Source organism: Clostridium sp. FP2, assembly GCF_011065955.2.
GTDB lineage: Bacteria > Bacillota > Clostridia > Clostridiales > Clostridiaceae > Clostridium_AD > Clostridium_AD tagluense.
This window is the reverse complement of the sequence record NZ_JAAMNI020000001.1, coordinates 3552614-3572207: the sequence shown is the minus strand read 5'-3', so window position 1 is coordinate 3572207 and position 19594 is coordinate 3552614. Positions and strand designations below refer to the sequence as shown.

The 19594-nt window shown below is 32.3% G+C and carries 22 protein-coding genes; all 22 read left to right on the top strand.

Features of this window, described 5'->3' with window-relative positions:
* Positions 1-10 precede the first annotated feature (10 nt).
* The 22 genes from G9F71_RS17220 to G9F71_RS17115 all read left to right on the top strand — a co-directional run bounded on the left by G9F71_RS17220 (position 11) and on the right by G9F71_RS17115 (position 19592).
* The gene (locus tag G9F71_RS17220) at positions 11-2065 is read left to right on the top strand and encodes a chemotaxis protein CheA (protein ID WP_164949042.1); all 2055 of its coding nucleotides are present in this window, start codon (positions 11-13) and stop codon (positions 2063-2065) included.
* A gap of 11 nt (positions 2066-2076) precedes the next feature.
* Positions 2077-2676 (top strand): chemotaxis protein CheC, encoded by a 600-nt coding sequence (locus G9F71_RS17215; protein ID WP_164949041.1) that lies wholly within the window; start codon positions 2077-2079, stop codon positions 2674-2676.
* Positions 2677-2692: 16 nt separating this feature from the next.
* On the top strand, positions 2693-3052 hold the full coding sequence (locus tag G9F71_RS17210; protein WP_164949040.1) for a response regulator: 360 nt from the start codon (positions 2693-2695) through the stop codon (positions 3050-3052).
* A gap of 12 nt (positions 3053-3064) precedes the next feature.
* Positions 3065-3466, top strand: coding sequence for a chemotaxis protein CheW (locus G9F71_RS17205; RefSeq protein ID WP_124998068.1), 402 nt, complete (start codon positions 3065-3067; stop codon positions 3464-3466).
* Positions 3467-3558: 92 nt separating this feature from the next.
* Complete coding sequence (fliM, locus tag G9F71_RS17200) at positions 3559-4554, top strand: flagellar motor switch protein FliM (protein WP_164949039.1); 996 nt, start codon at positions 3559-3561, stop codon at positions 4552-4554.
* A complete protein-coding gene (gene fliY, locus G9F71_RS17195) occupies positions 4547-5689 on the top strand; it encodes a flagellar motor switch phosphatase FliY (protein ID WP_164949038.1) in 1143 nt (380 codons plus the stop codon). The genes fliM and fliY overlap by 8 nt, the downstream gene beginning before the upstream one ends.
* A gap of 250 nt (positions 5690-5939) precedes the next feature.
* Positions 5940-6212, top strand: coding sequence for a flagellar biosynthesis anti-sigma factor FlgM (locus tag G9F71_RS17190; protein WP_164949037.1), 273 nt, complete (start codon positions 5940-5942; stop codon positions 6210-6212).
* 2 nt (positions 6213-6214) lie between these two features.
* Positions 6215-6625, top strand: coding sequence for a flagellar protein FlgN (locus G9F71_RS17185; protein WP_164949036.1), 411 nt, complete (start codon positions 6215-6217; stop codon positions 6623-6625).
* Positions 6626-6640: 15 nt separating this feature from the next.
* The gene (gene flgK / locus G9F71_RS17180) at positions 6641-8392 is read left to right on the top strand and encodes a flagellar hook-associated protein FlgK (RefSeq protein WP_164949242.1); all 1752 of its coding nucleotides are present in this window, start codon (positions 6641-6643) and stop codon (positions 8390-8392) included.
* 37 nt (positions 8393-8429) lie between these two features.
* Positions 8430-9743, top strand: a complete 1314-nt coding sequence (flgL, locus tag G9F71_RS17175) for a flagellar hook-associated protein FlgL (protein WP_164949035.1) — start codon at positions 8430-8432, stop codon at positions 9741-9743.
* Positions 9744-9806: 63 nt separating this feature from the next.
* Positions 9807-10241 carry a flagellar assembly protein FliW gene (gene fliW / locus G9F71_RS17170; RefSeq protein WP_164949034.1) on the top strand — a complete coding sequence of 145 codons (435 nt, stop codon included), beginning with the start codon at positions 9807-9809 and terminating at the stop codon, positions 10239-10241.
* A 42-nt stretch (positions 10242-10283) separates the two neighbouring features.
* Positions 10284-10499: a carbon storage regulator CsrA gene (csrA, locus tag G9F71_RS17165; protein WP_164949033.1), complete on the top strand. Its 216-nt coding sequence runs from the start codon at positions 10284-10286 to the stop codon at positions 10497-10499.
* A 13-nt stretch (positions 10500-10512) separates the two neighbouring features.
* Positions 10513-10860 (top strand): flagellar protein FlaG, encoded by a 348-nt coding sequence (locus G9F71_RS17160; RefSeq protein ID WP_164949032.1) that lies wholly within the window; start codon positions 10513-10515, stop codon positions 10858-10860.
* Positions 10861-10889: 29 nt separating this feature from the next.
* Positions 10890-11180 carry a hypothetical protein gene (locus tag G9F71_RS17155; protein ID WP_164949031.1) on the top strand — a complete coding sequence of 97 codons (291 nt, stop codon included), beginning with the start codon at positions 10890-10892 and terminating at the stop codon, positions 11178-11180.
* Between the two features lie 12 nt (positions 11181-11192).
* The gene (gene fliS / locus G9F71_RS17150; protein WP_411956134.1) at positions 11193-11588 is read left to right on the top strand and encodes a flagellar export chaperone FliS; all 396 of its coding nucleotides are present in this window, start codon (positions 11193-11195) and stop codon (positions 11586-11588) included.
* A 105-nt stretch (positions 11589-11693) separates the two neighbouring features.
* Positions 11694-13298, top strand: a complete 1605-nt coding sequence (fliD, locus tag G9F71_RS17145; RefSeq protein WP_164949030.1) for a flagellar filament capping protein FliD — start codon at positions 11694-11696, stop codon at positions 13296-13298.
* Between the two features lie 61 nt (positions 13299-13359).
* On the top strand, positions 13360-13701 hold the full coding sequence (locus G9F71_RS17140; RefSeq protein WP_164949029.1) for a hypothetical protein: 342 nt from the start codon (positions 13360-13362) through the stop codon (positions 13699-13701).
* A 608-nt stretch (positions 13702-14309) separates the two neighbouring features.
* Positions 14310-15134, top strand: coding sequence for a flagellin (locus G9F71_RS17135; protein ID WP_224626452.1), 825 nt, complete (start codon positions 14310-14312; stop codon positions 15132-15134).
* 186 nt (positions 15135-15320) lie between these two features.
* A complete protein-coding gene (locus tag G9F71_RS17130) occupies positions 15321-16145 on the top strand; it encodes a flagellin (protein ID WP_224626452.1) in 825 nt (274 codons plus the stop codon).
* 123 nt (positions 16146-16268) lie between these two features.
* Positions 16269-18068, top strand: coding sequence for a motility associated factor glycosyltransferase family protein (locus G9F71_RS17125; protein WP_164950785.1), 1800 nt, complete (start codon positions 16269-16271; stop codon positions 18066-18068).
* Between the two features lie 29 nt (positions 18069-18097).
* Positions 18098-18445 carry a hypothetical protein gene (locus G9F71_RS17120; protein ID WP_164950786.1) on the top strand — a complete coding sequence of 116 codons (348 nt, stop codon included), beginning with the start codon at positions 18098-18100 and terminating at the stop codon, positions 18443-18445.
* Between the two features lie 13 nt (positions 18446-18458).
* Entirely contained in the window at positions 18459-19592 is a 1134-nt protein-coding gene (locus G9F71_RS17115) for a DUF2920 family protein (protein WP_164950787.1), read from the top strand.
* Positions 19593-19594: the final 2 nt, after the last annotated feature.

Genomic DNA, 19594 nt, shown 5'->3' with positions numbered 1-19594 from the left:
GAGGAAGAAAATGGATACATCACAATATATGTCAATGTTCTTAGAAGAATCTATGGAAAATTTGCAGACGTTGAATGAAGCACTTCTTACGCTAGAACAACAACCAGAAGATATGGACAAGTTGAATGAAATATTTAGAGTAGCTCATACAATAAAAGGTATGGCTGCAACTATGGGATTTAGTCAAATGGCTGAATTAACACACAAAATGGAAGATGTTCTTTCTAAATTTCGAGAGGGTGAGCTTAAAGTAACAGAAAAGGTGGTAACTGTTTTATTTAGATGTCTAGATACTTTAGAAAAGATGGTAAATAATATATCAGAGGGAATTTCTGATAAACTTGAAATTGAGGATATAATAGATGATCTACATTCCATAGCAGAAGGAAATGGAGCAGTTGAAAATCAGAAAAAAGAAATAGCTGTCACAGGAGATAGCAATGGTAATGGGTCAGAGAGAATTACACTTAATGAATATGACGTTAATGTTATTAAACAAGCTGTGGAGAGAATGTACAATGCCTATGAAATAAAGATTCTACTAAGTGAAAATACTCTACTTAAGTCAGCAAGAGCATTTCTTATATTTAAGAGTTTAGAAGAATATGGTGAAATAATAAAATCCATACCTGGATCTGAAGAATTAGAAAATGAAAACTTTGAATTCGAAATAAATTTAATATATATTACTAACAAAGAAAAAGACGAAGTTATTGATAATTTAACGAATATTTCCGAAGTGGAAAAGGTTGAGGTTGAAGATGTTGACGTTGAAAATGGTAAGGGTAATTTGGATGATAAATCAGGAGAGTTTAAAGGAATAGAACAATCTTCAAAAGTTGAAAAGGGCGAAACAAAAGATAGGGCGACCTTGGAGACTAAAGGTAAAGAAGAGGATAAAAACAAGGATAAAAAAGAAGCGGTAGTTCACAAAAAAGCTCATCAATCTGTGAGAGTTGAACTAGACAGATTAGATAAATTTATGAATATGGTCTCAGAGCTTGTAATTCATAGAACGAGACTAGAACAGATAAGTAGTGTTCATAAATTAAATGATTTAAATGAAACACTAGAACAAGTAGCTAGGGCCACCTCGGAACTTCAGGATTTAGTAATGAAAATAAGAATGCTTCCACTAGAGGTAGTATTTAATAGATTTCCGAGGATGATACGAGATTTATCAAAAGATTTAGGAAAAGAAATGGATCTTCAAATACAAGGACAAGAAACAGAGCTTGATAGGACGGTTATTGATGAAATAGGTGAACCACTACTTCATTTGCTTCGAAACGCTGCAGATCATGGTATAGAATCTAGTGAGGATCGAATTGCTAAGGGGAAAAATCCTATTGGTGTGATTAAACTTATAGCTTATGCAGAAGGCACTAAAGCCATAATAAAAGTGGAAGACGATGGTAAAGGGCTAGCTGTTGATAAAATCAGGGCAAAAGCTAATAAAGTTGGTATAAATACTGAAGGAATGTCAGACGCAGATATAAAGAATTTAATTTTTGCACAAGGCTTTAGCACTAATGAGGAAGTAACAGATATTTCTGGACGTGGAGTTGGCATGGACGTTGTTAAAACTAAAATTGCTGCCCTTGGTGGAACAGTAGATGCAATAAGTGAGATTGACAAAGGTACTTCATTTATTATAAGATTACCATTGACGCTGCAAATCATCCAAGCATTATTAATAAAAATTGGCGATGAAACTATGGCTATTTCTCTTGGTTATATTGATAGAGTAATAGACTATAACGAGGAGCTAATTAAGAAAACTAATAATAAAGAAGTTATTGTTTACAATGATTCTGTAATTCCACTAGTAAGGGTAAGTAAAAAATTGCAAATAGAAACTAGTAATAAGAATAAGAAATACATCGTTATTGTAAGAGTGGGAGAGAAAATAGTAGGGCTTTTAGTAGATTCATTGCTAGGACAACAAGAAATTGTAATAAAGCCTCTAGGAAAAACACTGCAGGGATTAACAGAATACATAGGAGCAACTATTTTAGGGGATGGACTAGTTACATTGATACTAGATGCTGCTGCTTTAGTATAGGGGGATATAATATGGATTATTCTGAGCTTAGTGCTATGCAATTAGATGTGTTACAAGAAGTAGGCAATATTGGTGCAGGAAACGCAGCTACATCTTTATCGGAGTTATTGAATGAAAAAGTAGATATGGCGGTACCATCAGTAAATATTGTTCCATTTGATGATATTTTTTCTGGAACCGGAGTCGAAGAAGTTGTAATTGGTGTAATTGTACGAGTCCTGGGAGATATACCAGGTAATATACTGTTTACTTTCGATAAGGAAACTGCACTGAAAATTATATCAAGTCTAGTAGGCGCGCAGCAGGAAGAGATAACTGAAATTGGAAGTTCAGCATTATGCGAAATAGGGAACATTATTGCAAGCTCCTTTATGAATGCAATAGCAAAACTTACGAATCTTACTATTATGCCTTCTGTGCCAGCTGTTGCAGTAGACATGATGGGGGCAATACTTTCTACTACTTTTATTGAATCAGGTCAATATGATGAACATGTACTTGATTTAGAAACACAGTTTTTACAAGAAAATCACAAGGTAAGCGGGCATTTTTATTATATACCGATGCCTGGATCATTAGAAAAAATACTAAATTCATTAGGTGTAAATTAATTGGAGGTAATATAAAATGGCTAGAGTACTAATTGTTGATGACGCGGCATTTATGAGAATGATGGTAAAGGATATATTAGAAAAAAATGGATTTGAAGTTGTGGGTGAAGCAAGCAATGGATTAAAAGCTGTGGAACTATATAAAGCAGAAAAACCAGATGTGGTTACTATGGATATCACCATGCCTGACATGGATGGAATTGAAGCTGTTAAAGCAATTAAAATTTTTGACCCTGCTGCAAAAATAATTATGTGTAGCGCTATGGGGCAGCAAAGCATGGTTATGGATGCAATAAGAGCTGGTGCAAAAGATTTTATTGTAAAACCGTTTCAAGCAGATAGAGTAATTGAAGCAATAAAAAAAGTTTTAGGCTAGGAGGGGAATGTTATGCAAGTAGTTGTATTTAAAGTTAATGAGGAGCAGTTTGCAGTAGAGGCCTCTATTGTTCAAAGTATTAACGATATGATGGAAATAACAAAGGTACCTAAGTCAGCAGATTATATAAAGGGTTTAATTAATCTAAGAGGGAATATAATTTCTCTCTTAGATATAAATCTTCTTTTAGATATTGAAAAGGGAGAGGGCGACCAAGAAAATATTATTATATTAAACTTACAAGAAGAGTCTGTTGGAGTAACTGTAGATCAAGTTGATGAAGTATTAGAAATTGAAGAAAATTTGATTGAAAAAGTTGAAGCTGACAGAAAAAAAGCCTATATTAAAGGGGTTATAAACTTTAAAGATAGAATAGTTACATTAATTGATATTGGTAAGCTTATCGAAAGATAAGAGCTTACCGAAAGATAAAAAGTAATTTTTAAAAAATAGAAGTTTAACGGAATATAGTAAGAACACTTTATACAGAGAAATGAGGTAGAAATATGGCAGAAGTATTATCACAGAGTGAAATAGATTCACTTTTATCTGCCCTTTCTTCTGGGGAAATAGAACCAGATCAGCTCCCGGGTGAAGAGGAAAAGCATAAAATTAAATTGTATGATTTTAGAAGTCCTCAAAAATTCTCAAAGGATCATTTGAGAACGCTTGAGTTAATTCACGATAATTATGGAAGAATAATAGCAAGTCATTTATCCGCACAGCTAAGAAATAATGTAAAGGTTAAAATTGAAAGTATTGAGCAAATAACCTATGAGGAATTTATTCATTCAATTCCTAATCCTACCATTTTAACTATATTTAAAATGCCACCACTAAATGGGTCTATATTATTTGAGACTAACCCTCAGTTCTCTTTTCAAGTAATTGATATACTTTTAGGAGGAGATGGTAATAGAAAGGTTAAAAGCAAAGAGTTTTCTGATATAGATAAAAATATATTAAAAAATGTTAATGCTGGGCTTATAGCTAACTTGAAGCTTGCTTGGGAAGATGTTTTAGAGGTAGAACCAGAAATTGAGGCATTAGAAACTAATCCTGCACTTAATCAAACGCTAGCGCCAAATGAACCAGTTGCCCTAATTACTTTTTCTGTAGAGCTGAATAATAATAGTACATTTATAAATATTTGTATACCTTATTTAAGCATTGAAAAAGTACTTGATAAACTTGTTGTTCAATATTGGTTTAGAGAAAATGATGAAGAGCTTGTTAACGACTCTAGAAATAGATTAAAGAATCGACTAAATATAGTAAGCGTTCCAGTAACAGGAGTGCTAGGGAGTACAAGTATTACTGTAAATGAATTTCTACAATTAACAGAAGGTGACGTAATTACATTAGATAATGCAAGTGATAGCAAAGTTAAAGTATTTGTAGAGGAGCATTTATGTTATATGGGTAAACCTGGTACTGTAGGTAAAAACAGAGGAATTGAGATATTAGATATAATAGATAAGGATGTGGAAAATTATGAGTAACGGCTTTCTTTCACAAGAAGAAATCGACGCTCTCTTAAATGGAGGGGACAGCAGCTCAGAACCTATAGAAAAATTTGAGCTTTCTGATATTGAGAAGGATTTGCTAGGGGAAGTTGGAAATATCTCTATGGGCTCAGCATCAACAGCTCTTTCCACTATAGTAGGTCAACAAGTCAATATAGCAACACCAATAGTTTCAGTAAGTACACTTAGAGAATTAAGAGCTAACTTTGAGGTTCCGAATATTGCTTTAGACGTAAAGTTTGTAAGTGGTATTGCAGGGGGAAATCTTTTAGTGATGAAGACTCCAGATGCGGCAGTTATAGCTAGTTTAATGATGGGTGGAGATGGCAAAATAGAAGGTACACCAGCGCTTTCAGAAATTGAAATTAGTGCTGTTTCAGAAGCTATGAATCAGATGATTGGATCTGCTGCAACATCCATGGCAACAATGTTTGCTAGAGAAGTAAACATTTCGCCTCCGGAATCTAAGATATGGGATGATAGTACTTCAGCCTTAAGTGATAGTATAGATGAGGATGAACAAGTTGTTCAGGTAGCTTTTAAGATGACAATTGGTGATTTAATCGATAGTGTCATCATGCAAGTGCTGCCTATTGAAACTGCTAAAAAAATAGTAGCTATTATGATGGGTACCGAACAACCAGCGGAAGCTCCTAAAGTAGCTAGCACCCAAAGTGAAATTAAACAACAGGCACCTGTAAGGGAAACGGCGCAGCAGGAAGCAGCTTATACAAGTGTTCCGCCGCAACCTGAGTATTACGCAAAACCTATTGAGAGGCCACAGCCACAAGTAGAAGTTAGACAAGCATCTTTTGTGCCTCTAACAAATACCGCGGTTCATAATGCTCCTAGAAATATTGACTTAATATTAGATGTTCCATTAGAAATTTCCGTAGTGCTTGGAAAAACTAAAAAGAACATTAGAGATATTTTAAACCTAGGAACTGGATCCTTAATTGAACTGGATAAGCTAGCAGAAGAACCAGTAGATATCTTAGTAAATGGTAAAAAGGTAGCCTACGGTGAAGTTGTAGTTGTAGATGAAAATTTTGGAGTTAGAATTACTAGTATAATTAGTGGAGAAGAAAGAGTTAAGGCTATATCTGAATAGTGAATAAAAATATATAGGTATAAAAAAGGAATAAAGAAAATTTATTCCTTTTTTACTTTTTGTACTATAAATCCAAGATCTTTTTAGAAAAAGAATATGAAAATAAACAGAAATAGTAAACAAATTATTAATATGGACTAATAATTAAATCCAGTGTAAACTTTGAAAGATTATATACGATAATATAAATAGAGAGAACAAACTAGAAGGAATCTAGTATAAAGATATAAAAAGCTAGGAGTGATTATGAATGAAAATAGATGGCGTAAAAAATAATGTGGTTAGTTTCTATAAAAATAATACACCTAAAACAGAATTAAAGGCAGTAGCATTAAAAAAAGATACCATAGAATTATCGCCTGCAGGAAAAAGCTTAAGTGCATTATCCTTAGATAGTAAAACAGTTAATTCACCGGAGAAGATAGAAGCTATTAAAAATGGAGTAATGCAAGGTACTTACAAGATGGATTCAAAATTAACAGCTACTAGAATGATGGATATTATGAAGGGGAGAGATATTTAGTTATGAAGGAAAAACTAAATGTTGTCATGATACAGGAAATAGAAGCTGTGATGGTGCTTTTAGTAGAACTTGAAGAGCAACACAGATGTATAATTGTTAATGATATTTTTGGAATGGAAGCCTGTGTGGACAAGATTAAAAAGGCTAACAAAGATATAGCCCATATGGAAGTTGAGAGAAGAAAGCTTACGGAAAGTAGAGCTATGAGGTCCATAATTGAAGAATTTAAAGATGAAGAACTTGAGAAGAATTATTTTAAAATAAACAACTTGTTACAAGAAGTTGTACTTCAAAAGGATACAAACGAGTTACTTATAAAACAAGGACTTAGTTTTACAAATAGAATATTAAATGTATTAAATCCAGCAAGAGAAACAAAAACTTACAACGCATATGGTAAAGTAAAAAAATAGTATGAGGTGAAAGAGATGTCAGGATTATTTGGAACTTTTAATGTAGCTACAAGGGGCATGAGTGCGCAACAAAAGGCTTTGGATGTAGTTAGTCACAACATAGCTAATGCTAATACAGAAGGCTATTCAAGGCAAAGGGCTACTATGGAGACTACAAGGCCTTTTGGTATGCCTTCTATGAATAATGAAATGGGGCCAGGCCAATTAGGTACTGGTGTGCAGATTTCCGCCATAACAAGAATTAGAGACAATTTTTTAGATTATCAGGTAAGAACGGAAAATGGAACTAGTGGGTTATACCAAGGACGTGAGAAATTTCTTACAGGTGTTGAAGGTATTATGAATGAGCCTAGTGATACAGGAGTGTCAACTCTCCTCACAAAGGTCTTCAATTCTTGGCAAGAACTTTCACTGCATCCAGAAAGTTCGAATTCGAGAACAGTAGTAGCGCAGCAATCCAAAGCACTTACAGATGAATTAAATAATACTTATAATCAGTTAACAAAATTAAAAGGCAATAGTCAAGATGTTATTAAGCAGAATGTAGTGGATGTAAATAGTATGCTAAATCAGCTAAATGTATTAAATCAGCAGATTATAAGTGTAAAAGTTGGTGGAAATGAGCCTAATGATCTAATGGATAGAAGGGACTTGTTAGTAGATCAGCTAAGCGTAAAATTTGGGATAACTATTGATAAGAAATCATTAGGAGGAGAAGATCTTAAACCAGATGATGTTGTAGGTAGTTACAATGCATATCTTGTAAAGACTATTAACAAAGATGAGGTTAGTAGGTTTTCTTATGTGAGTAGTATTAAACCCACGGGAACTATAAAGCCCGGCGAAAATGGAGAATACGAAGTAACTTATTACAAAAATGGAGATATGTCCAATGAGAAGAATAAAGCAACTTTAAACATAAGTTTAACTCCTGAGCAATATAAAGAGTTAGATCAAGGCAGAGTACTTTGGGCTGACAAGGAAGGAAATGCTATAGATAAAGCAGGCGTTAAGCTGGAATCAAGTGCAGACTTCACAAATCTAGCATTGTTTAAACCTGAAAAGGGAGAGCTAAAAGGATATATGTCTGTTCAGGAAGATATTGACAAATATGTGGACCAGTTAAATAGTTTAGCTAAGGGTATTGCATTATCTATAAATGCGCTGCATAGCGGTGAAAGTGATGCAACGAAAGAAACAGGCATACCTAATATTTTTGTTAATAGTACGAAAACTGGTGCAGATGGAGAAATAGAAATTAATGCGGGCAATATTTCTATTAACAAAGTCATCCTTGATGACGTTATGAAGATTAAGGTTGCTGCAGGTGATACTCCATCGGCAACTGATGGAAAAAGAGCACTAGCTATTGCAAGTCTTAGAGATATAAGATTAGATATCCAAAGCATTAATAACACAACGACTAGGGATGGTTTTTTAACAAAAACCAGCGGTTTATTTAGTTTAGACCCAGTACTAGGAGTTAAAACAATTGCATCAAGTGTGAATGGTATGACTGTTAGTGGTTATTTCACGGATATTGTGAATAGACTCGCGGTGCAAACCCAAGAAGCAAAAAGAATTGTAAAAAACCATGAATCACTATTATCAGGCTTAGATGAATCAAGGACATCTATATCAGGTGTATCCTTGGATGAAGAAATGGCTAATATGATTCAATTTCAACATGCTTATCAAGCTAATGCAAAGATTATATCCACTGTGGATGAGCTTTTAGATGTGGTTATTAATGGGTTGAAAAGATAAATGATAGAAATATACGCATTAAGTAAGGGGTGAAGATATGAGAGTAACCAATAAAATGCTTTCAAATAATTTTTTAAGGGATATGAGAACAAATTTAACGAATATGAGTAGGATACAGGGTCAAATGACTTCTGGTAAACAAATAACAAAGGCTTCAGATGATCCTTTTAAATCTTCAAGAATAATGCAAATGTATTCAGATATAGATTCAAATAAACAATATAATAGTAATATTAAAAATTCAATGAATTTCCTTGACACAACAGATACGGCATTATCACATGCAGGCAATGTAGTTGGAAGAATTGAAGAACTTTTAGTATCCGCTGGAAATGGTACCTACGGAAGTGAACAAAGGCAAGCTATTAAGGATGAAATTAATCAAAGAATACAGGAAGTTTCACAAATATTAAATACCAGCTTTGATGGTAAGTATGTTTTTGGAGGAACGGATGGAACAAGTAAACCTACGCAAACTGGTAAGGATGCAGGTGGAAATGATGAGTTAATTTGTAGCACAAAGGTGGTTGGGAAACCTATGGCTGGAGGAATGACTTATAGTGGTACAACAGTAGGGCTCGGGGCAACATTCGATATATCCTTAAATGGAGGAGCGACAATGCCAGTAAATATATCAGTGACAACACCACCAACCACTGAGGGGATTATAAGTGGTAAAACCACTATGAACGAGGCAGCGGCTATCCTTCAAGAAAGTATTAATAAATCTATACCATCTGCTAATGCAGTTACAGTTACAGCAACTAACGATGGACGATTTAACATTACTCCATCAGGAACTGTGACATTCTCAGATAGTAGTGTAATCCCACCAGCTAAACCAACTACAGCTGCTAAAGATTTAGGCTTAATCCAAGGACCTGATATGTTACTAGTAGAAGTATCCCAAGGTGTAACTATGGATTATAATATTACAGCATCACAGGTTATAAGCTATGGAACGGGTGCTAATGAGAATCTTATGAAATTATTAGGGAATATTACTAAACATCTTGATTCGAAGCCGGAGATTTCAGCAGGCACTCCGAATCCTAATTATGCTGAGGATATTAAAGCTTTGACCACTGCGGACTTGGAAGGAATACAAAAAGTTACGACTAATATTTTAAAGCTCCGTTCTGAGGCTGGTGCCAAACAAAATAGAATGGAAAGTGCAGAAACTAGAAACGAAGATCAGAATTTTGATATGACAGAAATTCTGTCTGCAACTGAAGATATAGATATTACAGAAAAAACAATGGAATATGCTACTATGCAAACGGTATATATGGCATCGCTACAAACTAGTGCTAAGGTACTTCAGCCTTCATTGCTAGATTACTTGAGATAGTTGAGAATTGAAAATTGATAGTTAATAGAGAAAAGATTTTTACTAAAGGAGTTGATTTGTAATATGGAGCTCGTTACGAAATACCATGGAGTTAGAGGATATAGTGATGAAGATGTTATAGTGTTCAAAAAAGGTCTGCCGGGATTTAAGGAACTTAAAAACTTTATAATTTTCCCATTAGAAAGTAATGAAGTTTTTAGTATATTACACTCAATTGAAGATACTGAAGTGGGTTTAGTATTGGTATCGCCATTTACCGTTCTTGAGGATTATGAATTTAAAATACCGGACACCTATATAAATGAACTACAAATATTGAGGCCTGAAGAAGCATTAGTATTAACTACAGTAACTTTAAGTTCAAATACGCAGAATATGACTACCAATTTAAAAGCTCCTATTATTATTAATATAAAAGAAAGATTAGGGGCACAATTAATATTAGATAATGATAAATATAAAATAAAAGAATCTTTATTTAAAGAAAATGAGAATTAGTAAGTGTTATCTACGCCAGAGAGAAACAAGGGGGATAGATAAATGTTAGTGATAGGTAGAAAAAAAGGTGAATCCCTATTAATAGGTGATGATGTGGAAATAACTATAATTAAGATTGAAAATGGTTCTGTAAAAATTTCCATAAATGCACCAAGGGAAATTAGTATTTTAAGGTCAGAACTCTATAAAGAAGTGACGGATGAAAATCAAAGAGCTATAGTTTTTGATGTGTCAGCTTTAGAAAAGTTAAAGAAATAAATGGGGGGCAAACATGGATATTGGGGGTATAAATCAAAATAAATCCTTAGATTTAGATAAATTTTATAAGGTTTCGGAAAACAGTAAGATTCCAAAGGATATTGAAAGTAAGAATTCGCTAGATAATAAAGAAAATGCTGAAATAGAAGTTGAAAATGCAGTAAGCAAAATAAATAAACTTTTAGAAGGACAAGGCACTCACATACAATATGAAAAGCATGATGTACTTAACCAAATGATTATAAAAGTAATTGATAATGATACTAATGAAGTGATAAAAGAAATTCCCTCAAGAAAAATACTAGATATGGTAGCAAAAATGTGCGAAATGGCTGGTATTTTAGTAGATAAAAAGGCATAACTTTTTAGGATAAAGTTAGGAGGGGTATTATGGAATTTAAGTTAAATAAAATTGATGTTGAAATAAGACAGAGAGTTAAGGACACAACCAAGTCTGGTGTAATTCATAGAAAAGGAGCAATATCTGTAAATAAAGATAGAGATTCTAAAGATAACTCAAAGTCTCAGGAAGAATTTAAGGACAAACTTCTAAAATATAAGAATAATCATAAAATAACTGTAAATGCATTTAAAAATGCAGAATATGATGTAGAGGCCTTTAAAGATAATTTAGAAAAAGGGCAAAGAAGTACTGGAAATTTTATAGATACTAAAAAGTAGAGGTGAGGTAATATGGCAATGAACGCTTATGGAAATGCATTCAATACTTATAAAAACAATAGTGTAAACTTCGCATCGAAGGATCAACTTCTCCTAATGCTCGTGGATGGAGCTGTAAAGTTTTCTAAAATAGGTAAACAGGCTATTTTAGATAAAGATATAAAAAAGGCTCATGAAAACATTGTAAAAACTCAAAATATATTTTATGAGTTAATGGCAACATTAGATGTAAATAGTGGTGGTCAATGGGCAGAAAATTTAATGAGAATTTATGATTTTATAGTAAGAAGACTTACGGATGCTAACATTAAGAAAAGTGAAAAAATCATGAATGAGATAATACCACTAATTGAAGATGTTCGCGATACTTGGAATGAGGCTTATAAATTATCTAAGGGCGGAAAATAGGGAACAGATGACGAGTGACAGTTGATAGAGGAGAGTTGAAAGTTTTATGCGTAGCATAAAAATTCAACTGTCACCTGTCAATTGAAAAAGAGGAGGTTGTATTAAATGAGAATTACTGGTATGGCTACAGGGATGGATACGGATGCTACTGTAAAGCAAATGATGAAACCTTATACAATGAGAGTGGATAAGATGAAACAGGATAGGCAAATAGTGGCTTGGAGGCAGGAGATTTATAGGGATATATTATCAGACACAACTGCTATTAAAGATACATATTTTAGTAACTTAAAACTCGATACTAATGTGTTAAGAAAGAGTAACTATGACGGCTTTGATGTAACGGCTACTAGTAGTGTAGCAGGAGAAAGTGCTGGGGCTAATGCTACGGCATCTGCGGGCGCTGTGGTTGGAGCGTATAAGGTGGAAGTAGCTCAGTTAGCTACACCAGACAAGATAGAGGGTAGCACAGTAACGGCAAATAAATCTACAAAATTAAGTGCATTAAATATTGCAGATAATGAAACTTTAACATTTACGTATAAAGACTCTAATGCTATAGTACAAACAAAGACATTAACAGTATCAGAAAATCCTTCAACAGCAGAAAACCCTACAATATCAAAAAATGCTACAGTATCACAATTAATGGATGCGGTTAACAAAGGTACCGATGGGAATGTTAAACTAAATTATAGTGAACTAACACAAAAATTTGGTATAGAGAGTTTACAAACAGGAAGTAACGCATTATTAACGGTAACTGGTGGTGCTGTCCTAGGGAAATTAAACTTAAGCAGTACTGTAGTGGAAGGAATAGATGCTATAGCTAAAATAACTCCTCCAGGTTCTACAGTTGGAACTGATGTTACAAAATCAAGTAATACTTTTTCTATAGATGGAGTTAACTATGCCTTAACAAAGAAAGGCATAACTAATATTACCGTTGCTGGGAATTCTCAAAAAACTTATGATAAAATTATTGGGTTCATAGATAAATATAATCAATTAGTAGATAAGGTTAGCGGAAAGGCTGATGAACAGAAGCAATATAAGTATCTTCCACTTACTGATGAACAGAGGACATCTATGAAGGAAGAGGAAATTAAACAATGGGAGACTAAAGCTAAAGTAGGTTTGCTCAAGGGTGACGCAAATTTAGACAATATGCTTACCTCGATGAGAAGAGCCTTTTTCGATGAGGTAGAAGGTGCTGGCATAACTCTTTCAGAAATTGGATTATCAACCTCAAGGGACATAAGTCAAAGAGGGAAGATTAAAGTAGATGAGACAAAACTAAAAGCTGCTATTGAAACTAAAGGTGAACAGGTTACTGATTTGTTTACAAAGCAATCTACAAAGTATCCTTCATATAATGCAGATCCTATAGGCGATGAGAGAAAAATAAGAAACGATGAACAAGGTATATTTCAAAGAATAAGTGATATTTTACAAGATTATACAAGAACATCAAGAAACAAAGATAATAAAAAGGGTATTTTCCTTGAAAGAGCAGGTGTAAAAGGGGATGAAAGTGAATATAAATCTGTATTATCTGAGGATATTAAAAAGAAAGATGCAAAGATAACTGAAATGATAAAAAGTCTAGCAAATAGAGAGAATAGCTTTTATTTGAAGTTTTCAAAATTGGAAACAGCTATGAATAAGCTGAACTCACAATCAAGTTTTTTAACGAAACAATTAGGTTAACGAAACAATTAGGTGGATGACAATGAAATCTTTCTAAAATCTATAGAATGGAGAACTTGTTATGAATGAATTGACACAAAAATTAGTACAATTCAAGCAGGTAACTATGGAACTTATTAGGGCGCTGCAACAGGACGAAATTAACAAATTGGATGTTTTATTGGATAGTAGACAAATGCTTATTGAAGACATGGAAAAGCTGCAATATACTACTGAAGAATTTGCGAATATATGTAATGAACTGGGTATATTAAAGGTGCAGCATGAATTATTAGAATTAATGCAATTAAAGAAAGAAGATACAAAACAAGAATTAAATAGGATTCAACTAACTAAAAATGCTAATAATAATTATAATAAAAGTTTTTATGCCAATTCAAGCATGTTTAATAAACAAATATGATAGATAAAAAAACAGTGGACAAGTAAATTGGTCACTGTTTTTTATCTATCATAGGAAACAGCTTGAAGAAAATAACGGGAATAAACTTTCATCAGAAATAAGCATAATAGGTAATACTACAAAATAATTTTGTTCTATTGATTTTTATGGGAGATGTGTAGAATAATATATAGCTTTTAAGAGTAGAAATAGAAATGCTAGTGATATTGAGATTATGAATTATGCATTCTCAGCACCACATAGAATAGCAATAGGAATTTTATGCAAAGTGATCTTAATTATATTTTAATAAAAACATGAAATAATGATAATAGAAATGAATGAAAGGTTGAAATCCATAAAATAATTTTAATAAAACTATAAAGTATATAATTAAACCTACGATATTATTATTAGAAGTTGAAAATATAAATAAGCGAGTAGGATGCTAACTTAATCTATACATTAAGCTTCATAATAATAACAAGTAATCATGGACGATTAATAAACTTATTTAACCTGACTGTCAATTGTCCACTGAAAAAGTTTTATCAGCCTTAGAAGGCTTTTAAATAAATAAAATAACAGTGTGCAAGGAAGTACACTTAAAACTCAAGGAGGAATTTATTATGATAATCAATCACAATATGAACGCAATGAACTCACACAGACAAATGATAGGAAACACAGCTAATGCTGGAAAGTCAATGGAAAAACTTTCTTCAGGACTTAGAATTAACAGAGCTGGAGACGACGCTGCAGGTCTTGCTATATCTGAAAAGATGAGAGGACAAATTAGAGGACTAGATCAAGGATCAAGAAATGCTCAAGATGCTATTTCTCTAATCCAAACTGCAGAGGGTGCTTTAAATGAAACTCACTCAATTCTTCAAAGAATGAGAGAAGTATCAGTTCAATCAGCAACTGCAACAAACACAAGTGCAGATAGAACAGCGCTTCAAACAGAATTCACTCAAATGCAAGAAGAAATTACAAGGATAGGAACTCAAACAGAGTTCAACACTAAAAAGCTTATATCAGGTGGAAATGCGACTACTAGTTTAGACTTCCAAGTAGGGGCAAATAAAGACCAGACAATTAACTTAAAGATTAAAGATATGACAGCAACAGGGTTAGCTATAGGTGGTACTTCAGCAACAATATCCACTGCTACAAAAGCTCAAGCAGCAATTACTTCAATAAATACTGCTATAGAAAAAGTATCAACTGAAAGAGCAAACCTAGGTTCAGTACAAAACAGATTAGAACACACAATAAACAACTTAAATACATCATCAGAAAACTTGCAATCATCAGAATCAAGAATTAGAGATGTTGACATGGCAAAAGAAATGATGAACTTCTCAAAGAACAACATTCTTGCGCAAGCAGCTCAAGCAATGCTTTCACAAGCTAATCAACAGCCACAAGGAGTTCTTCAACTATTAAGATAGTTTTTATTACAGTTGGCAGTCAAGGAAACTTTTAGTTAGAGGTGCAACCAATAATTAAGAACAAAAAAAAGGTTTCCGACGCAAGGAAGAAAATCTACCTTAACTGTCATCTGTGGACTCTCAACCCTCAACTAATAAAAAACAGTGTGCAAGGAAGTACACTTAAAACTCAAGGAGGAATTTATTATGATAATCAATCACAATATGAACGCAATGAACTCACACAGACAAATGATAGGAAACACAGCTAATGCTGGAAAGTCAATGGAAAAACTTTCTTCAGGACTTAGAATTAACAGAGCTGGAGACGACGCTGCAGGTCTTGCTATATCTGAAAAGATGAGAGGACAAATTAGAGGACTAGATCAAGGATCAAGAAATGCTCAAGATGCTATTTCTCTAATCCAAACTGCAGAGGGTGCTTTAAATGAAACTCACTCAATTCTTCAAAGAATGAGAGAAGTATCAGTTCAATCAGCAACTGCAACAAACACAAGTGCAGATAGAACAGCGCTTCAAACAGAATTCACTCAAATGCAAGAAGAAATTACAAGGATAGGAACTCAAACAGAGTTCAACACTAAAAAGCTTATATCAGGTGGAAATGCGACTACTAGTTTAGACTTCCAAGTAGGGGCAAATAAAGACCAGACAATTAACTTAAAGATTAAAGATATGACAGCAACAGGGTTAGCTATAGGTGGTACTTCAGCAACAATATCCACTGCTACAAAAGCTCAAGCAGCAATTACTTCAATAAATACTGCTATAGAAAAAGTATCAACTGAAAGAGCAAACCTAGGTTCAGTACAAAACAGATTAGAACACACAATAAACAACTTAAATACATCATCAGAAAACTTACAATCATCAGAATCAAGAATTAGAGATGTTGACATGGCAAAAGAAATGATGAACTTCTCAAAGAACAACATTCTTGCGCAAGCAGCTCAAGCAATGCTTTCACAAGCTAATCAACAGCCTCAAGGAGTTCTTCAATTATTGAGATAATTAAAGAATGAATAGTTAAGAAAAAAGGAGCAGAATTAATTTCTGTTCCTTTTTCTTTGCTAAAGTATTTTTTGTTTTATACGATATATATAGGTATAAGCATAAGTTTTGGAGGGATTATATATGAATGAAAGCAATAGAGAAATATTAAATCATCTGAAACAAATTACTTTAAAAGATGAAGAAAGATATAAGATAGAAACTAGTAAAGATAATAAAAAAATTATAAGGATAAACATAGATAATAAATCTATTTATTTAGGAAGTAAATATGCCGTGGATAGAGATATTGAGGCTTTTAAATCTACCATAGGACAAATAAATGCTAACAATATTATTGTAATATGGGGATTTGGTACAGGAGAACATATTTTAGAATTATTAAGAGAAGCATCTATTAATACCAAAATTCTTGTTATTGAGCCTGACGAAAAAATATTAATCGAAAACATATTGTCGGATAATATAGCAAATATATTTAAAGATGACAGAGTTTTTATGTTGAATTATAAAAAAGGAAATGTGAAAAAATTTTTAAGTAACACTGTAAAAGAAGTAGAAATTAACAATATAAAGATTGTAACATATGCAAACTATGATAAAGTATACAGCAAAGAATATAAGGAATTTAGTGAGGGGTTTATTGAATTTGTAAATGATGTTATTATAGGGATGAGCACGTCACTGCATTTTTCAAAACAGTATTTTGAATGTTTTGCAAGAAATATTAATAAAATAGTAGATAGCACTATGATAAACCAATTAAGGGATAAATTTAAGGGTATGCCTGCTATAATAGTTTCGGCAGGACCTTCGTTAGAAAAAAATGTCCGTTTATTAAAGGATATTCAAGATAAGTTTATTATCATAACTGGTAGTAGAACGCTAAAAACTCTTTTAGAAAAAGATATAAAACCGGACTTTGTATGTTCAGTAGATCCAGGAGAATATTCTTATAAAGTAATTGAAAAGATGTTAAATTGTGATGTGCCTTTAGTTTTTAGTGAAGTAAGTAACTACAAAATGGTGAAAGAATATAAGGGTAAAAAAATATTTTTTGAAGATATAGATTTTAGGGACATAACTGATAACTTATTAGGAATAGCGGTGGATGGCTTGTGGCAAGGGGGATCTGTAGCGCATGTGTGCATAAGTTTTGCGGCGTATTTAGGTTGTAATAATATTATTTTTATAGGGCAGGATTTAGCTTATACTAATAATAAATATCATGCAGACAGTGCAAAAACCAATATAAATAATGTAATTGATAAAGACGACGATTATATATATGTAGATGACATATATGGTAAAAAGGTGCCGACTACAATAGTATTAGATTTTTACAGGAAAAACATAGAGGAAATGATATTAGAGTATAAAGAGGTTACATTTATTAATAGTACAGAGGGAGGTGCCAATATTAAAGGAACCTTAATAAAGTCTTTACAACAGTCTATTAATGAATACTCTTATAATCAATGTATAGGTAAGAATATAAAAGATATACTAAATAGTAAACCTTTAGTAGATAAGCAAGTGGTCTATAAAAATATAATAAAAATTTTAAAATCTATTAAAAACATTGAAGAACTATGCAGAAATGCTATTGTAGACACTGCTAGTATGTACAAGTATTATGATGGAAATATTTTAATAGATATTAATTATATTTTAAATAAGTTAGACAAGTTAGATTTTAAGTTGAATAAAGAAGTTGAAAAGGTACAAAGCATTAAAAAATTATATGCACCACTAGTGGCGAAAATTATGATTTCTGATGAATTTAAAGAAAAACAAGGAGAAAGTGAAAAAGAAAAGGGGAAAAGGCTTGCATTAAAAAGTGAAGCAATATACAAAGGACTTTTAGAAATAATGAAGGAAGCAAAAAATGAATTTGAAAAAGTTATAGAAGATTTAAAATAGAAAACTATAATGCATTGGAGGAATTACATATGAATGACAAATTTGACACGTTAAAAACCTTAAGTGAATACATGGTGAATTTGATAAATGGAATAGAAAAGGCAGTAGAATATTTTCAGGCTGGAGAAGATAAAAAAGGCAGTGACTTAATTTCCCCTATTACAGAAGGAATACAATGGATGAGTGATGCACTAATTGTTACAAAAAATATACATAAACAAGATATAAATTTGAATCATATGAATGAAAAGTTGAGGGAAATAGTTGAGGCACTAGAAAATGAGGATTTTGGTTTAATCGGAGATTTATTTCAATATGAATTAACACCGATAATTGGGGATATTCAAAAGACTATTAACGAGGTATTGGTAAGCTAAATAGGAGGCTAAAATGGCTAAAGAATATTGTATTACAGAATCTGCACATAATAGCGTATATGCTCATAACACAGTAAAAGACAATTATAAAGATAGAAAAATCAATATATACTTTTCAGAACCAGATGAGGGCATAAATTCAGATACAGGTATACTAGTGTTTATTGCTGGATTTGGTGGAAATGCCAGTTCAAATGTTTATAAGAAAATGAGAAATGAACTTGCAGATAAATATAATTTAGTCACCATACAATGTAATTATTTTGGATGGCAATTTATGCAACAAGCAGAAAAAATGGTTGTGCCAAACATTGATATAAATCAAATAAAGCAAGTTTTTACCGAAGAGGATATGAAAAACATATATATAGATGGTAAATTTGATTTTAATGAATTTCTTGAAAAAGCAATAAAATATAATTTAAAAATTACAGTTAATGCAGATTTATCGGGTGAAACATTAGAGGATTTTAATGATATGGGCATAATGCAAGCAATAGATAATATTACTGCTGTATTAAGGGTGATGGCTATACTATACGATAATGGATATGAATTTAATGCTAAAAAGGTTATTGCCTATGGTCATTCTCATGGAGCATACCTATCATATTTATGTAATGCCTTTGCACCTACACTTTTCTCGTTAATCATTGATAATTCTGCTTGGATGTACCCTTCTTATTTTAAAAATAATAGATATCTTATTCATAATGCAGACAAGTTTACATTGAATTTTGAATTTGATTACTTAGCAAAAAAAATAGATATAGATAAGGAACTTTTAAGTTTATCACACATATATTCTAATTTTAGAAACGTGTGTAAGATAATATGCTATCACGGAATTACAGATAATCTTATAAGCAGTGCTCAGAAAAGTAGGTTTTGTGAAATAGTAGCGAACTGTGAATATAATGAAATATCTTTAAATGAAGTTGATGGAGATATATTTAAATCAACTAATCATGGTTTAGATGCAGACTTTTTAAAATTATTTGATTTTATATATAATAAGGTTAATAAGGAATTTGAAAAAGGGAGTTTTATAGATTTGCAGAATGAGGTAATTATAAAAACTAATAATGGGGAATATTTAATAAATTATGATAATATTTTACCTGTGTTTATACAATTAAAAGGATGATT

Coding starts and splice junctions, on each gene's coding strand:
- G9F71_RS17220 (WP_164949042.1), top strand. CDS start 11: ATGGATACATCACAATATATGTCAATGTTCTTAGAAGAATCTATGGAA.
- G9F71_RS17215 (WP_164949041.1), top strand. CDS start 2,077: ATGGATTATTCTGAGCTTAGTGCTATGCAATTAGATGTGTTACAAGAA.
- G9F71_RS17210 (WP_164949040.1), top strand. CDS start 2,693: ATGGCTAGAGTACTAATTGTTGATGACGCGGCATTTATGAGAATGATG.
- G9F71_RS17205 (WP_124998068.1), top strand. CDS start 3,065: ATGCAAGTAGTTGTATTTAAAGTTAATGAGGAGCAGTTTGCAGTAGAG.
- fliM (WP_164949039.1), top strand. CDS start 3,559: ATGGCAGAAGTATTATCACAGAGTGAAATAGATTCACTTTTATCTGCC.
- fliY (WP_164949038.1), top strand. CDS start 4,547: ATGAGTAACGGCTTTCTTTCACAAGAAGAAATCGACGCTCTCTTAAAT.
- G9F71_RS17190 (WP_164949037.1), top strand. CDS start 5,940: ATGAAAATAGATGGCGTAAAAAATAATGTGGTTAGTTTCTATAAAAAT.
- G9F71_RS17185 (WP_164949036.1), top strand. CDS start 6,215: ATGAAGGAAAAACTAAATGTTGTCATGATACAGGAAATAGAAGCTGTG.
- flgK (WP_164949242.1), top strand. CDS start 6,641: ATGTCAGGATTATTTGGAACTTTTAATGTAGCTACAAGGGGCATGAGT.
- flgL (WP_164949035.1), top strand. CDS start 8,430: ATGAGAGTAACCAATAAAATGCTTTCAAATAATTTTTTAAGGGATATG.
- fliW (WP_164949034.1), top strand. CDS start 9,807: ATGGAGCTCGTTACGAAATACCATGGAGTTAGAGGATATAGTGATGAA.
- csrA (WP_164949033.1), top strand. CDS start 10,284: ATGTTAGTGATAGGTAGAAAAAAAGGTGAATCCCTATTAATAGGTGAT.
- G9F71_RS17160 (WP_164949032.1), top strand. CDS start 10,513: ATGGATATTGGGGGTATAAATCAAAATAAATCCTTAGATTTAGATAAA.
- G9F71_RS17155 (WP_164949031.1), top strand. CDS start 10,890: ATGGAATTTAAGTTAAATAAAATTGATGTTGAAATAAGACAGAGAGTT.
- fliS (WP_411956134.1), top strand. CDS start 11,193: ATGGCAATGAACGCTTATGGAAATGCATTCAATACTTATAAAAACAAT.
- fliD (WP_164949030.1), top strand. CDS start 11,694: ATGAGAATTACTGGTATGGCTACAGGGATGGATACGGATGCTACTGTA.
- G9F71_RS17140 (WP_164949029.1), top strand. CDS start 13,360: ATGAATGAATTGACACAAAAATTAGTACAATTCAAGCAGGTAACTATG.
- G9F71_RS17135 (WP_224626452.1), top strand. CDS start 14,310: ATGATAATCAATCACAATATGAACGCAATGAACTCACACAGACAAATG.
- G9F71_RS17130 (WP_224626452.1), top strand. CDS start 15,321: ATGATAATCAATCACAATATGAACGCAATGAACTCACACAGACAAATG.
- G9F71_RS17125 (WP_164950785.1), top strand. CDS start 16,269: ATGAATGAAAGCAATAGAGAAATATTAAATCATCTGAAACAAATTACT.
- G9F71_RS17120 (WP_164950786.1), top strand. CDS start 18,098: ATGAATGACAAATTTGACACGTTAAAAACCTTAAGTGAATACATGGTG.
- G9F71_RS17115 (WP_164950787.1), top strand. CDS start 18,459: ATGGCTAAAGAATATTGTATTACAGAATCTGCACATAATAGCGTATAT.